Origin of the sequence: Sphingomonas crusticola (assembly GCF_003391115.1) — a bacterium.
Classification (GTDB): Bacteria; Pseudomonadota; Alphaproteobacteria; order Sphingomonadales; family Sphingomonadaceae; genus Sphingomonas_I; species Sphingomonas_I crusticola.
In genome coordinates this window covers 2,028,837-2,040,905 of the sequence record NZ_QTJP01000001.1, presented here as the reverse complement: position 1 = coordinate 2,040,905, position 12,069 = coordinate 2,028,837, and the positions used below count along the sequence as shown (strand labels likewise).

The 12,069-nt window shown below is 63.0% G+C and carries 16 protein-coding genes; 7 read left to right on the top strand and 9 right to left on the bottom strand.

Features of this window, described 5'->3' with window-relative positions:
* A complete protein-coding gene (locus DX905_RS09630; RefSeq protein WP_240320803.1) occupies positions 1–423 on the bottom strand; it encodes a glycine zipper 2TM domain-containing protein in 423 nt (140 codons plus the stop codon).
* Between the two features lie 96 nt (positions 424–519).
* A complete protein-coding gene (gene rpmB / locus DX905_RS09625) occupies positions 520–807 on the bottom strand; it encodes a 50S ribosomal protein L28 (RefSeq protein WP_116091154.1) in 288 nt (95 codons plus the stop codon).
* A 142-nt stretch (positions 808–949) separates the two neighbouring features.
* Between rpmB and DX905_RS09620 the strand changes: the two genes are divergently transcribed.
* From DX905_RS09620 to DX905_RS09610, 3 genes are read left to right on the top strand one after another with little or no spacing between them, the layout of a single operon-like run.
* Positions 950–1,207 carry a hypothetical protein gene (locus DX905_RS09620; protein WP_116091153.1) on the top strand — a complete coding sequence of 86 codons (258 nt, stop codon included), beginning with the start codon at positions 950–952 and terminating at the stop codon, positions 1,205–1,207.
* Positions 1,207–1,395 (top strand): YqaE/Pmp3 family membrane protein, encoded by a 189-nt coding sequence (locus tag DX905_RS09615; RefSeq protein WP_116091152.1) that lies wholly within the window; start codon positions 1,207–1,209, stop codon positions 1,393–1,395. The genes DX905_RS09620 and DX905_RS09615 overlap by 1 nt, the downstream gene beginning before the upstream one ends.
* Before the next feature lie 25 nt (positions 1,396–1,420).
* A complete protein-coding gene (locus DX905_RS09610; RefSeq protein ID WP_116091151.1) occupies positions 1,421–1,873 on the top strand; it encodes a nucleoside deaminase in 453 nt (150 codons plus the stop codon).
* Here DX905_RS09610 and DX905_RS09605 read toward each other — a convergent pair.
* The 4 genes from DX905_RS09605 to DX905_RS09590 form a co-directional block, all read right to left on the bottom strand.
* Entirely contained in the window at positions 1,870–2,259 is a 390-nt protein-coding gene (locus tag DX905_RS09605) for a response regulator (RefSeq protein WP_116091150.1), read from the bottom strand. The two genes, DX905_RS09610 and DX905_RS09605, sit on opposite strands and share 4 nt — an antisense overlap.
* A gap of 21 nt (positions 2,260–2,280) precedes the next feature.
* Positions 2,281–4,803, bottom strand: a complete 2,523-nt coding sequence (locus DX905_RS09600) for a tetratricopeptide repeat-containing hybrid sensor histidine kinase/response regulator (protein WP_162875544.1) — start codon at positions 4,801–4,803, stop codon at positions 2,281–2,283.
* A gap of 54 nt (positions 4,804–4,857) precedes the next feature.
* Positions 4,858–5,088 carry a hypothetical protein gene (locus DX905_RS09595; RefSeq protein ID WP_116091148.1) on the bottom strand — a complete coding sequence of 77 codons (231 nt, stop codon included), beginning with the start codon at positions 5,086–5,088 and terminating at the stop codon, positions 4,858–4,860.
* 135 nt (positions 5,089–5,223) lie between these two features.
* Complete coding sequence (locus tag DX905_RS09590) at positions 5,224–6,102, bottom strand: EAL domain-containing protein (protein WP_240320802.1); 879 nt, start codon at positions 6,100–6,102, stop codon at positions 5,224–5,226.
* 278 nt (positions 6,103–6,380) lie between these two features.
* Between DX905_RS09590 and DX905_RS09585 the strand changes: the two genes are divergently transcribed.
* Entirely contained in the window at positions 6,381–6,785 is a 405-nt protein-coding gene (locus DX905_RS09585; RefSeq protein WP_116092459.1) for a hypothetical protein, read from the top strand.
* A gap of 28 nt (positions 6,786–6,813) precedes the next feature.
* Here the strand turns inward: DX905_RS09585 and DX905_RS09580 are convergent, their stop codons facing one another.
* The 3 genes from DX905_RS09580 to DX905_RS09570 form a co-directional block, all read right to left on the bottom strand.
* Positions 6,814–7,230, bottom strand: coding sequence for a DUF2141 domain-containing protein (locus DX905_RS09580; RefSeq protein WP_116091146.1), 417 nt, complete (start codon positions 7,228–7,230; stop codon positions 6,814–6,816).
* Positions 7,227–9,146: a 1-deoxy-D-xylulose-5-phosphate synthase gene (gene dxs, locus DX905_RS09575; RefSeq protein WP_116091145.1), complete on the bottom strand. Its 1,920-nt coding sequence runs from the start codon at positions 9,144–9,146 to the stop codon at positions 7,227–7,229. The genes DX905_RS09580 and dxs overlap by 4 nt, the downstream gene beginning before the upstream one ends.
* Before the next feature lie 74 nt (positions 9,147–9,220).
* The gene (locus DX905_RS09570) at positions 9,221–9,688 is read right to left on the bottom strand and encodes a Fur family transcriptional regulator (RefSeq protein ID WP_116092458.1); all 468 of its coding nucleotides are present in this window, start codon (positions 9,686–9,688) and stop codon (positions 9,221–9,223) included.
* 83 nt (positions 9,689–9,771) lie between these two features.
* Between DX905_RS09570 and DX905_RS09565 the strand changes: the two genes are divergently transcribed.
* From DX905_RS09565 to rpsI, 3 genes are all read left to right on the top strand, one after another.
* Positions 9,772–10,809 carry a COX15/CtaA family protein gene (locus DX905_RS09565; RefSeq protein ID WP_240320801.1) on the top strand — a complete coding sequence of 346 codons (1,038 nt, stop codon included), beginning with the start codon at positions 9,772–9,774 and terminating at the stop codon, positions 10,807–10,809.
* Positions 10,810–10,972: 163 nt separating this feature from the next.
* Entirely contained in the window at positions 10,973–11,452 is a 480-nt protein-coding gene (gene rplM, locus DX905_RS09560; protein ID WP_116091144.1) for a 50S ribosomal protein L13, read from the top strand.
* Positions 11,452–12,024, top strand: a complete 573-nt coding sequence (gene rpsI / locus DX905_RS09555; RefSeq protein WP_116091143.1) for a 30S ribosomal protein S9 — start codon at positions 11,452–11,454, stop codon at positions 12,022–12,024. The genes rplM and rpsI overlap by 1 nt, the downstream gene beginning before the upstream one ends.
* Positions 12,025–12,069 lie beyond the last annotated feature (45 nt).

Genomic DNA, 12,069 nt, shown 5'->3' with positions numbered 1-12,069 from the left:
TTAGCAATCGCGGTCGATCGCGTTCCCGGCGAGCGCGCCCACGCCTGCGCCCGCAAGCGCACCGGCCGTATGATTGCCGCGACGGCCCACTGCGGCATTGCCGAGCAGTCCGCCGGCAATAGCACCCAGGATGGTGCCGCCGGTACCGCGGTCACAATGGCGATAGTCGCGGCGGTCGCGATTGGCATGACGGCGGTCGCGGTCTCGCCGGCCCCGGTCGTAGCCATAGCCGTCGCGATCACGGGAATAACCGTCGCGATCGGAGGCATAGCCGTCCCGGCTATAGCCAGCCTGATAATAAGGAGCGGGGCCGCGGTAATATTGGGCGCCGGCGAAGGTCGGCACAAGCATGGTCGCGGCAATGATCGCCGTTCCAGCAAGTCTGAGCGTTTTGAACACCATCGCCACAATCCTCGTACTCATGGCGATACCTCCGCCACGCACGGGTTTATGCAGCAAGGCCGCTGAGTCGATACTGAATGAGCATGTTAGCCGCCGTTAACGTTGGCGGCAGGCGGCTCAGGCGGCGACGGAGGCTTTCTCGATCTCGCGCTTGAGGCGGCGCGCGCGCAGCGAGAGCGTCTCGCCCTTGGCCTTAAGCAGCCAATTGTCGAGACCGCCGACATGCTCGACCGAGCGCAGGCCGTGGGTCGACACGCGCAGCTTCACGCCCTTGCCGAGCTTGTCCGAGATCAAGGTCACGTTCTGCAGATTCGGCAGAAACGTCCGCTTGGTCTTGTTGTTGGCGTGGCTCACATTGTGGCCTACCTGCCGGCCCTTGCCGGTCAGCTCGCAAATACGCGACATGCGCTGAAATCCCGAAATCGATGGTCTGGAAAGAGCGGCCGGATAACGGCAACCCGCCAATTCGTCAAGGAGCCTGCTGACGAAGGATGCAACCGACTCGACTAACGCACGTTAGGCGCCTCAGTTATAACAGGAGAAACCGATGCGCGCGATTGTAACGATTTTGGCTATCATCGTTGTCATCGGCATCATTGCGGTCGCGACCGGCTATGTCGATCTTCATGGTAAGTCCGGGACGCTGCCGACGGTGAGCGTCAAGGGCGGCGAAGCGCCGGCCGTGTCGGCCGATGTCGGCAGCATCGACGTCGGCACGAAGAATACGACCGTTGATGTCCCCAAGGTCGAAACCACGAAGAAGACCGTGGCCGTCCCGACCGTCGCGGTCCACAAGGCCAACTGATGCAGCGTGACGTCAGCCCGGCGGCGGTTATCGCAGCGATATTGCTGCCGCCGCTGGGCATCTATCTGGCGCGCGGGATTGAGCCGGCATTCTGGATCGGGACCGTTCTGACGATCCTGTTCTGGGTGCCGGGCATCCTTTTCGCGCTGGCGGTCGTGCTGCGCCCGGACTTCCTGGCTCGCGCCTGACCCGATCCGCCGATAAGGCGGGTTCATGCGATTAGCTTTGCCCGTGCCGATGCGCATTGCGCTGGATCTTGCTGCGGAGGCTGCCCTGGCCGGGGAGGTGCCGGTCGGCGCGGTCGTGACGCTCGACGGGTCAGTGATAGCCACGTCCGCGAACATGATGCTGGCCGGGAATGACCCGACCGCACACGCCGAGATCGTCGCCATTCGCCGCGCGGCACAGAAGCTTGATCGGCCGCGCCTCGAGGGCTGCGACCTGTGGGTCACGCTGGAGCCATGCGCAATGTGCGCCGGCGCAATTGCCCACGCGCGAATCGGGCGCCTTTACTACGCCGCGGAGGACCCCAAGGGCGGGGCGGTCGTGCACGGTCCGCGTTTCTTCGCGCAGCCGACATGTCATCATCGCCCTGAGGTTTATGGCGGCATCGGTGCGGGCGAGGCTGCCGATCAGCTCCGCCAATTTTTCGCGATACGCCGCTAGTTCAGCATCATCCGGCTGTTGCCCCGCGCGATAAGGCGGCCGATCGCATCGAACAATTTGTTCATGGCGACAGGCTTCAAAATCACTTCGTCGGCCCCCTGATCGATACAGTCGCGGCAGATATCCAGTGCGGTATCGGCCGTGACGACGATCACAGGTACGCTCGCTTTATCGTCAGTGCGCGCACGGATGTGGCGGATGGCGGTCAGTCCATCCATTCCGGGCATGCGCAGATCCATCAGCACGATGTCATAATCATAAGCGTCGATCATCTGGAGGCCGCTCTCGGCATCCTCCGCCTCATCCATCGTCGCACCGGCCACGGTCAGCATGTCGCGGACCACGCGGCGGTTCATTGCATCATCTTCGACGAACAATATGTTCATCTTACGCCTCCGCCTAGCCGATCACGCCGCAATGTCCCGACTGGCGACCGGTTGTCCATAGGCCCTGTTCAATTCGGAAAGAAGATCGGCCGCGCTGATCGGCTTGGCGATGACATGCGTTACACCTTGCTCCGCGAAAGCCGCCAGCAGCGCCTCGTCCGGCTCGCGCCATAACAAGGTGAAGCGAGCACCCGCCGCGACGCATGTCGCCGCGAGTTCGCCAGCGCTTTTAGGATTGAGCCCGAGCGCGTTACCCTCGGCTACGACGCTGTCATAGCTGGCAGTCATGAGCGCCTGCTGCGCGCCGTCGACGTCACTGGCAAAGTGCAGGCCGGCGCATTCCGCCGCGAGCAGAGCGCGCATGATCCCCTGACCGAGGGGATTCGGCTCGATCATCAATATCTCGGCGGTTGCGAGACTGGTGGCGGGCACACGGTCCGCGCGCGCAACTTCCACCTCGCCTCGCTCCAGCGGTAGCATGAGAGTGAAAGTCGAGCCCGCACCAAGCATGGAGCTGACGGTCACGTCGCCACCCATCGCGCGTGCTAGGCTGCGGCAGATCGCCAGACCCAGACCGGTCCCGCCATGCCGCCGGGTGACCCCTCCGTCGACCTGACGGAAGGACTCGAAGATATCCTCCATCCGCTCTGGCGGAATGCCGATGCCACTGTCGGCAACACGGACAATCAGCCGTTCGCCTATTGCCTCGCCATCGACTTCTTCTGGTTCCGCGAATGCCGCCAGTCGCACTTGTCCGCGGTCGGTAAACTTGATCGCGTTCGACATCAGGTTGAAGATGATCTGGCGCAGCCGCACCTCGTCCGCGATGATCTTGCCCGGGCAATGATCCAGGTCGAACTGTATGTCGATCCGCTTGGTCTCTGCCTGCCCCGTCCACACCTGGACAGCATCCTGGAGCAGGCGCTTCAGATCCATCTCCGCGGTCTGGATGCGCAGTTCGCCTGTCTCCATCTTGGCAACGTCGAGGATATCGTCGACCAGAGCCTTCATCGTCTCCCCCGCGCCGTGCAGCAGCTCGATCCGGCCGCGCAGCGTCGGGTCGAGCGCGCGACCGGCGAGGATGACCTGGGTCATGCCAAGAATGCCATTCAGCGGCGTGCGGATTTCGTGGCTGGTAGTGGCGAGAAATTCGGTCTTCGCCGCCAGCGCCTTTTCGAGCGCTTCGTTGGTGCTCAGCAAGGTCGTATTGGCAGCACGCACTTGATTGCGGCTGCGTCGGATCGACAGGAAGCCGATCAGCAGCAGGGTCGAGACCAGGATCGCTGCCGCGAGCAGTCCGCGGGTAAGAACGTTGCGGAAGCGCGCGGCCGATTCGGTCTTTTCGCGATCGAGGCGGGCAATCTTCACCTCCTGGTTCGCAAAGTTGAAGCGTGCGTTTAGCAAAGCGGCGCTCGAAGAAGCGGCGAGCGCGCGTTGCTCGTCGTCAAGCCGGCGGAAAGCCTCGAGATGGTCAAGCGCCGCTGCCTTGTCGCCCAGTGTCCGGTAGATTTCATAAGCAGTGTGCTGGAGGTCGCGCTGCGTTTCCGGGTCATCGTCATCGCCAGCCGACAAAGCCCGATTGATCAAAGCCTCGGCAAGCCCCAGGTCGCGTTGCCGGAAAGCGAGAAAGGCGCCAACGCCGAGGAGCGCGGAGGTGTTCCGCGTTGCTGGAGCGGACCGCGCTAGCCGGACTGCCCGGGACAGGCTCGTTTGCGCGGCTTTCAACTCGCCAGCCTCCGCCTGTGCCCTAGCCAGGTTGCGCAAAATCAGGGACCGGGTTGCTGGATCGCGAACGTAAGCAAGCGCTGACTGATAGGCCGACACAGCTTCGCGGAAACGACCCAGTTCGGAGAAAGCCACGGCGCGGTTGTTTTGTGCGGACAGCACCAGGGAAGGATCGGCGGAATAGGTTTCGATCGCCTCATCGAAATAACGGAGCGCGGTGCGGTAGTCGCCTCCGTCGGAATACAAAAATCCGATGGAATGCAACGCCTTGGCCTGTCCCCGTGCATCCTTGGCGCGGTTGAAGAGGCGATAAGAAAGCTGACTGTCGCGCAAGGCGTCCTGGACGCGCCCCAGCGCCGCGGCGGCACCGCTCCGCGCGAGGATCAGCTCACCGCGGAGAGCGGGCTCGTCCGCCTCCCCAAGTGCGACAAGCGCTGCCCGAACGATGGGGAGGGCCGCAGCTGGCTTATTGAGACCAAGAAGCGCTTCTGCCCGAAGCCAGTCAGCCGTGGCCTCGGCGTATCCGCCGCGGGCTTTATTTCCTCGAGATGAAGCGCGCAGCGCCTCAGCATCGGCCAAAGCACGCTCAGGATCAGCTGCGATTTCTGCACGGATCGCGGCCACACTCTCGTCAAAGGATCGGGCGGGCGCGGCGACCGCTTGGCTTGCCGTCGCCAAGACAAACACAAGGACGGCTAACAGCCGATTCATAGTGATGCCACTGTAGTGCCCCTGAGCTAAGGCTGTAGCCTGATGCCTTACATTATGACGACGGCAATGTCGCACGGATTGGCGGGACGAGCACGGCTTGGCTGACACGAAAAAGGGCCGGCAAGCCGACCCTCATCCGACAGCTGCTTCCAGATTATGCCATCAAGCAGGCTTGACTGGACGAATCTGCTCGTAGGACGGGTTGACCGGACGAATCTGCTCGTAACCGGGCTTGACTGGACGAATCTGCTCATACGACGGGCCGACGGGCCGGATCTGCTCATAAGCCGGCTTGATCGGGCGGATCTGCTCATAAGCAAATGCCGGCGCAGCGACACCGACTGCAAGGGCTGCCACAGTGGTGAAGCCGAGAATCTTGGTCGCCTTGAACATAACGCCTCCGTCATGGCGAGGGCGAAATGCCGCGCCTTGAGAAGTTACTTACCAATAGGCAAGCATCTTTTCAAGCAATATTAATGCGTTATGAAGTTTAGGGGGTCCCCGTTCGCGCGTTTCCGAGTCGTTAGATCATCCTACTTTGCCCGCCCGCGCTAACCAATTGAATCCCAAGGAGGCTTCGGGCGTGCTATCCACACGCGCATCAAGGAAGGACCTAAGCTCACCAAGCGTCATTGGCATCGCGATCAGGAATCCTTGGATGACGTCACAGCCCATGACTTTCAGCAAAGCGAGCGCTGCCGGCGAATCGACTCCCTCCGCAGTAACTTCCATGTCGAGGGCATGAGCAAGGTCGATAGTCGAGCGCACAAGTAGTGGGTCGCGATGGCTGCTGGACAGGCCGCTGATGAACATTCGGTCGATCTTGAGCTCGTGAGCGGGAAGTTGCTTGAGGTAAGCCAGGCTCGACAGGCCAGCGCCGTAATCGTCAATCGCGATCTTGATTCCGGCATCGGCAAACAGGTGCAGGTTACGCAACGCACCCTCAGGATCGGCGATCATCGCGGTCTCGGTAATTTCGAAGCCGATCGGACCCGAAGCCGCGCTGACCGTAGCCAGCGCCCATTCCGCAAAATCCCTGTCCGGCAGCACACGCGCCGAGATGTTGACGTTAAATGTCAGGGCATGACCACACGAAGCGAGGCTCGCCTGCTCAACGATCGTCTGCCGAATCACCCATTCGGTGAGGCTCCGCATCTCGCCTCTTTCTTCGGCAAGCGCGATGAAATCGTTGGGACCGATCAATCCACGCGTCGGATGGCGCCACCGCACCAGCGTCTCGACCGCGGTTACCTCGCCCGAGCGAGAGCGCATCTTTGGCTGATGGACGAGGAAGAATTCGTTTCGCGCGACCGCATGGGCGAGGTCTTCGGCAAGGGTCGTCGCACCGTCCGAAGCACCTTTGCTCTCCACCCGGCCACGCGCCGCGCCGCGATTGCGCCACAGCACGATCCCGATCGCGCAGACGATCGCAGCGAGCCCGATGGGCAGCAGCAAAGTGAATATCGTTGGCACGCGCTATATTGTTCCCCACCCCTAACAACCCGTTAACGGCTTTCCGCGATACGACAAATGCTAAGTGCACCCACCCTCACTAGAGCAATTATCATAAATATCTTCGCACCGTTAGGTTTTCGATACGGCGCGGGGGACCAATGGTATCCGCACGGCTCATCGGCGGTTCAGCCAGACGTGATAGAGGGCGCCAAACGGTCAGGAGACGGATGATGCGCAGTCTAATGTTGGGCGTGGCGGTCCTGATAGCGGCAGCCAGCCCTGCGGCCGCGCGCCAATCATTGCAGGAACGCGGCGAGGCGGAGCTTGCCAAGGAGGTGAGCGGCCTCATTCCGGGCCCACCGGAAAAATGCCTCATGCTCTCCCGGATTGTCGGGTCGCACATCATCGATGGTACGGCGATCGTGTATCGCACGTTGGGCGGAAAGGTTTACGTCAACCGTCCGCGCGGCGCGGAGATGTTACGCGAGGACGATATCCCGGTGCAGTTCGTCTACGGGTCGGAATTATGCCGTCTTGACCGCATCAAGCTGCTCGACCGGACGTCGCGCATGGAACGCGGCTTCGCAGGTCTCGGTGACTTCGTACCCTACACCAAACCGGCCAAGGCCCGCTAGAAACATCGCCAGGGCTGGCCCTGGTAGGTCAGCCGAGAAAATAGCGCACGGTCACGGCAATGCGTTGCCGCGCCGGCCCGTGATCAAACGCCGCGACGGAGAAACGCGGCAGCGTCAGGTGGCCCATGGCATCGTTCGAGAAGCCAATGCCTTCCCGCGGTATGCCGATCCAATTCTGGCCGAGCTTGTTGTCTGCGTCCGCATCGTGGAACGCCTGAACCGCATATTGGCCCGGTGGCACGCCCTCGACGACGACCTTCACTTCGCCGGCGTGCGCAGGCACCGATGCCGACCACGGGCAAACCTTGAGGAACAGGTTCTTGGGGCAGACGCTGACGCGGACAAATCCCTGAGCCGATCGCAATCCGGATACGTCCACCTCGATCGGGCCGCCCGCGGCCGCATTGCCGATCAAAAGCGGCAGGAGCAGCAGCCAGCGTCTCACCCGGCCACGCCCACGCCGACCGAATTATGGCGGAGCGCTCCCAGTATTGCCGCGACCATGCCGTCGGCGTCGAGTCCGGCTTCGGCATATTGCCTTTCCGGCTTGTCGTGATCCTGAAAACGGTCGGGCAAGCGCAGGGTGCGCAGTTTCAGGCCCGCATCGATCAGACCCTGATCCGATGCCAGGGTGAGCACATGCGCTCCAAAACCGCCCGCTGCCCCCTCCTCAACGGTGATGGCAACCTCATGGCTGGTCAGCAGGCGCCGAATCAGCGCCTCGTCCAGCGGCTTGGCGAAGCGCAGATCGGCGACCGTCGTCGACAGGCCTTGCGCCTCGAGCCGATCCGCCGCCTTGAGCGCCTCTTCGAGTCGGGTGCCGAGCGACAGGATCGCGACCGCCTTACCCTCCCGCACGACGCGCCCCTTGCCGATCGCGAGCAGCTCGGGTTCGGCGGGAATGGCGACGCCGGTGCCGCCGCCGCGCGGATAGCGCACCGCGATGGGGCCGCTGTCGTGCGCGGCCATGGTATGGACCATATGGGTCAGTTCGGCCTCGTCGGCCGCCGCCATCACCACCATGTTCGGCAGAGTGCACAGATAGGCTAGGTCAAACGCGCCGGCATGAGTCGCACCGTCGGCGCCGACCAACCCAGCGCGATCCATCGCGAAACGCACCGGCAGATTCTGGATCGCGACGTCGTGCACGACCTGGTCGTAGGCGCGCTGCAGGAAGGTCGAGTAAATGGCGCAGAACGGCTTCATGCCTTGCGCCGCGAGGCCGGCGGCAAAAGTCACCGCATGCTGCTCGGCGATGCCCACGTCGAAGGTGCGGTCCGGAAATGCCGTTGCGAAGCGATCGATGCCGGTGCCGCCCGGCATCGCCGCGGTGATCGCGCAGATGCGCTCATCCTTTAGGGCTTCCGCGATGAGCGCATCCGCAAAGACATTCTGATAGGCTGGCGGACCTGCCGGGCTCTTGTCCTGCTTGCCGGAGACGACATCGAACTTCTGTACGCCATGATATTTGTCGGCGGATGCCTCCGCCGGGGCATAACCCTTGCCCTTCTTGGTCACGACGTGGATCAGGATCGGGCCCTCACCCGCGTCGCGCACATTTTCCAGCACGGGGATCAGATGGTCGAGATTATGGCCGTCGATCGGGCCGACATAATAAAAACCGAGCTGCTCGAATAACGTACCGCCCATCGCCATGCCGCGCGCGAATTCATCGCTCTTGCGCGCCGCATCGTGGAGCGGACGCGGCAGCCGGCGCGCAATGCGCTTGGCGATGTCGCGCAAGCCCAGAAACGGTTTGGACGAGACCAGCCAGGCCAGATAGGCCGAGAGCCCGCCGACGGGCGGCGCGATCGACATGTCATTGTCGTTGAGGATCACGACCAGCCGGTTGCCGGCAGCCTCGGCATTGTTCATCGCCTCATAGGCCATGCCCGCCGACATCGCCCCGTCGCCGATCACGGCGATGGCCTTGCCGGGCCTGTTCGACAGCTTGTTGGCAATAGCAAATCCAAGAGCCGCGGAGATCGAGGTGGAGCTGTGCGCTGCTCCGAACGGATCATATTCGCTCTCTTGCCGGCGGGTGAAGCCCGACAGACCACCGCCTTGGCGCAGCGTACGGATACGATCGCGGCGCCCGGTCAGGATCTTGTGGGGATAGGCCTGATGGCCCACGTCCCAGATGAGAACGTCGTTCGGCGTATCGAACACATAATGAAGCGCGGTCGTCAGCTCGACGACACCGAGCCCGGCACCGAGATGGCCGCCGGTCACCGAAACCGCCGAAATCATCTCGGCGCGCAACTCATCGGCTACCTGGCGCAGTTGCTCGGCTTTCAGGCGACGCAGATCGGCGGGTGCTTCAATCGTGTCGAGCAAAGGCGTGATTGGACGTTCGGACATACGCTTGGACTATTCTCCGGATGACCCCGTCTAGGCTCAGATCGGTCGCGGTGGAAGCGCGGACCGGGTCCGCCTCAATTGGCGGCGCACTTCCGGCAGCGCCCGGTCACTTCGATGACAGGACGTACAGGCATGAATCCGGCGCTGTCCGCAGCGCGGCGCACCCGCTCCGTAAGCGCATCGTCATCGATGTGCGTGGTCTCGCCACAGCCATCGCAGACCAGGAAGATACAGTCGTGGCGGCAGGCTGGATGGGCATTGACGACGTAAGCGTTGGCCGTTTCGACGCGCTGGGCAAGGTTCTTGGCTACGAACAGATCGAGGATGCGATAGACGCTATTGGCCGCCACGCGCCTGTCTTCCGATCGCGAGATCGATTCGGCGATGTCATAGGCCGAAGCCGGCCTCGTGAACCCCGCCAGCGCGGCGAACACAGTCGCGCGCATCGGCGTCCATTGCTCACCCGCCTTTTCCAGGGCGCGCTGCGCCTGGATGGTCAGCTCGGCTCCGTCCGATATGTGATGGTCATGCGCATGCGCCATCGCCGACAAATAGGCCCCGCGCGCCGACACCACAAGTTTCGCACCCGATTGCGCGCGCGCTGCCCCCGGGCCATAGCGCGCCGGTGGCACGCTCTTCCCGCTTTCAGCCCCGCCCACGCCTGCTCGCCTTCTGGCTGCTGGTGGTCGCGGCGATGGTGTTCGCGATCGTCATGGTCGGCGGCATCACACGACTGACCGAATCGGGTCTGTCGATCACCGAATGGGATCCTTTGCTTGGCGTGCTGCCGCCACTCAATCATGCCCAATGGCAGGCGGCTTTCAACGGTTACAAGACGATCCCGCAATATCACGCCTTCAACAAGGGCATGACGCTCGACGCTTTCCAGCACATCTACTTCTGGGAATATGTCCATCGCCTGTTGGCGCGCGCGATCGGCACGGTCTTGGCGATCGTGCTGCTGGTGTTCTGGTGGAAGAAGTGGATCCCGAAAGGGTTTGGCTGGCGCACGATCCTGATCTTCGCGCTCGGCGGCCTGCAGGGGCTGATCGGCTGGTGGATGGTCGCATCCGGCCTCGAGGTCCGTACCGAAGTCAGCCACGTCCGGCTTGCCGTCCACCTGCTGGCAGCAATGCTGATCTATGCCGTGCTGATCTGGACGGCGCTGGATCTGCTGGCGCTCGCCAATGGCGTGCGCCGCGTGAAACTGCGCTTGTGGCCGTTCCTCGCAATCCTGGCGTTGGCTCTGCAGTTCGTGCTCGGCGCGTTCACCGCCGGCTTGCGCGCAGGTTATGCCTTCGCCTCCTGGCCGAAGATGGGCGACGCGATCTTCCCGGATGGGGGCTGGGCATCCGGCAAGACCTGGCTCTTCAATCTCTCGTCAAACCCGATCGTCGTACAGTTCACGCATCGCTGGTGGGCGTGGGTGGTGGCGGTCGCGGCTGGGCTGCTTGCCCTCGGCGCCTATCGCGCGGCGCGGCGCGCACCTGCGATTGTGCTGGTGGTCCTGGTGCTGATGCAGATCGTGCTGGGTATCGAAACCTTGTTAAGCGGGGTCGCCCTGCCCTTGGCGGTGGCGCATCAGGCAACGGCGGCGCTGCTGCTCGCGGCGATGATATGGGCCGCGCATGGTATAGGAACACCGCATCGCGTTCGCCGCTAGTTTTACGGTATTATAATACCACGCGACATTATGGCGGATTTGCTTGACTTTTTGGGGGTCCCAACGCATTTGGCCGCGTCGGCGCCGCTTACAGCTTATGGGCTAGAGCGGCGCGATTGTTTTCGGGCCGGCGTGAAACCGGCACTTATCAAAGGTCATGTCCATGAGGGCGCTCTCGAAGCAGACCAGGTCGGCTACGCCGTCCACGGTCGAAAAGAAATGGCATCTGATCGATGCGGACGGGCTGGTCGTCGGCCGCGTCGCCTCGATCATCGCCAATATCCTGCGCGGCAAGCACAAGCCGAGCTACACGCCGCATATCGATTGTGGCGACAATGTCGTTGTGATCAACGCCGACAAGGTTCGGTTCACCGGCAAGAAATTGGGCCAGAAGGTCTATTACAAGCACACCGGTTATGCCGGCGGCATCAAGGGAATTACCGCGGCCAAGGTGCTCGACGGCAAGTTCCCCGAGCGCGTGCTTGAGAAGGCCGTCGAGCGCATGATCCCGCGCGGGCCGCTCGGCCGTCAGCAGATGCGCAACCTGCGCATCTTCAAGGGCACCGATCACGAACACGCCGCGCAGTCGCCCGAGCCGATGGATATCGCGGGCATGAACCGCAAGAATAAGGTGGGCGCATAATGTCCGACACCCGTCAGTCTCTCGCCGATCTGGCGAGCCTCACCGGCCAGGCTGCGCCTGAGGCGCCCGCCGCTCCGGCCACCAGCGCGGCCGCACCGGCCGACGCCGGCAGCGACGAAGCTCCGGTTTCGAACTCCGGGCCGACTCCCGCGCCGATGCCGCTGCGCGAGCAGATCATCGACAAGCAGGGCCGCGCTTACGCCACCGGCCGTCGTAAGGATGCGGTCGCCCGCGTCTGGATTAAGCCGGGTTCCGGCAAGATCACGATCAACGGCCGCGATCAGGAAGTCTATTTCGCACGTCCGACGCTTCGCCTCGTCATCAACCAGCCGTTCGGTGTTGCCGAGCGTGACGGTCAATATGATGTGATCGCCACCGTCGCCGGGGGCGGCCTTTCCGGCCAGGCCGGCGCGGTCAAGCATGGTATCGCCCAGGCCCTGACTCGCTACGAGCCGGTGCTGCGTGCCCCGGTCAAGGCGGCCGGCTTCCTGACCCGCGACAGCCGCGCGGTCGAGCGTAAGAAGTACGGCAAGGCCAAGGCCCGCCGCAGCTTCCAGTTCTCGAAGCGCTAAGCGCTCGCTCTCGAACAAGAAGGGCGGTCCCGGGATGCCGGGGCC

Coding starts and splice junctions, on each gene's coding strand:
- dxs (WP_116091145.1), bottom strand. CDS start 9,146: ATGTCCGAACGTCCAATCACGCCTTTGCTCGACACGATTGAAGCACCC.
- rpmB (WP_116091154.1), bottom strand. CDS start 807: ATGTCGCGTATTTGCGAGCTGACCGGCAAGGGCCGGCAGGTAGGCCAC.
- DX905_RS09615 (WP_116091152.1), top strand. CDS start 1,207: ATGCAGCGTGACGTCAGCCCGGCGGCGGTTATCGCAGCGATATTGCTG.
- rpsI (WP_116091143.1), top strand. CDS start 11,452: ATGTCCGACACCCGTCAGTCTCTCGCCGATCTGGCGAGCCTCACCGGC.
- rplM (WP_116091144.1), top strand. CDS start 10,973: ATGAGGGCGCTCTCGAAGCAGACCAGGTCGGCTACGCCGTCCACGGTC.
- DX905_RS09620 (WP_116091153.1), top strand. CDS start 950: ATGCGCGCGATTGTAACGATTTTGGCTATCATCGTTGTCATCGGCATC.
- DX905_RS09605 (WP_116091150.1), bottom strand. CDS start 2,259: ATGAACATATTGTTCGTCGAAGATGATGCAATGAACCGCCGCGTGGTC.
- DX905_RS09630 (WP_240320803.1), bottom strand. CDS start 423: ATGAGTACGAGGATTGTGGCGATGGTGTTCAAAACGCTCAGACTTGCT.
- DX905_RS09610 (WP_116091151.1), top strand. CDS start 1,421: ATGCGATTAGCTTTGCCCGTGCCGATGCGCATTGCGCTGGATCTTGCT.
- DX905_RS09595 (WP_116091148.1), bottom strand. CDS start 5,088: ATGTTCAAGGCGACCAAGATTCTCGGCTTCACCACTGTGGCAGCCCTT.
- DX905_RS09570 (WP_116092458.1), bottom strand. CDS start 9,688: ATGGCGCATGCGCATGACCATCACATATCGGACGGAGCCGAGCTGACC.
- DX905_RS09585 (WP_116092459.1), top strand. CDS start 6,381: ATGCGCAGTCTAATGTTGGGCGTGGCGGTCCTGATAGCGGCAGCCAGC.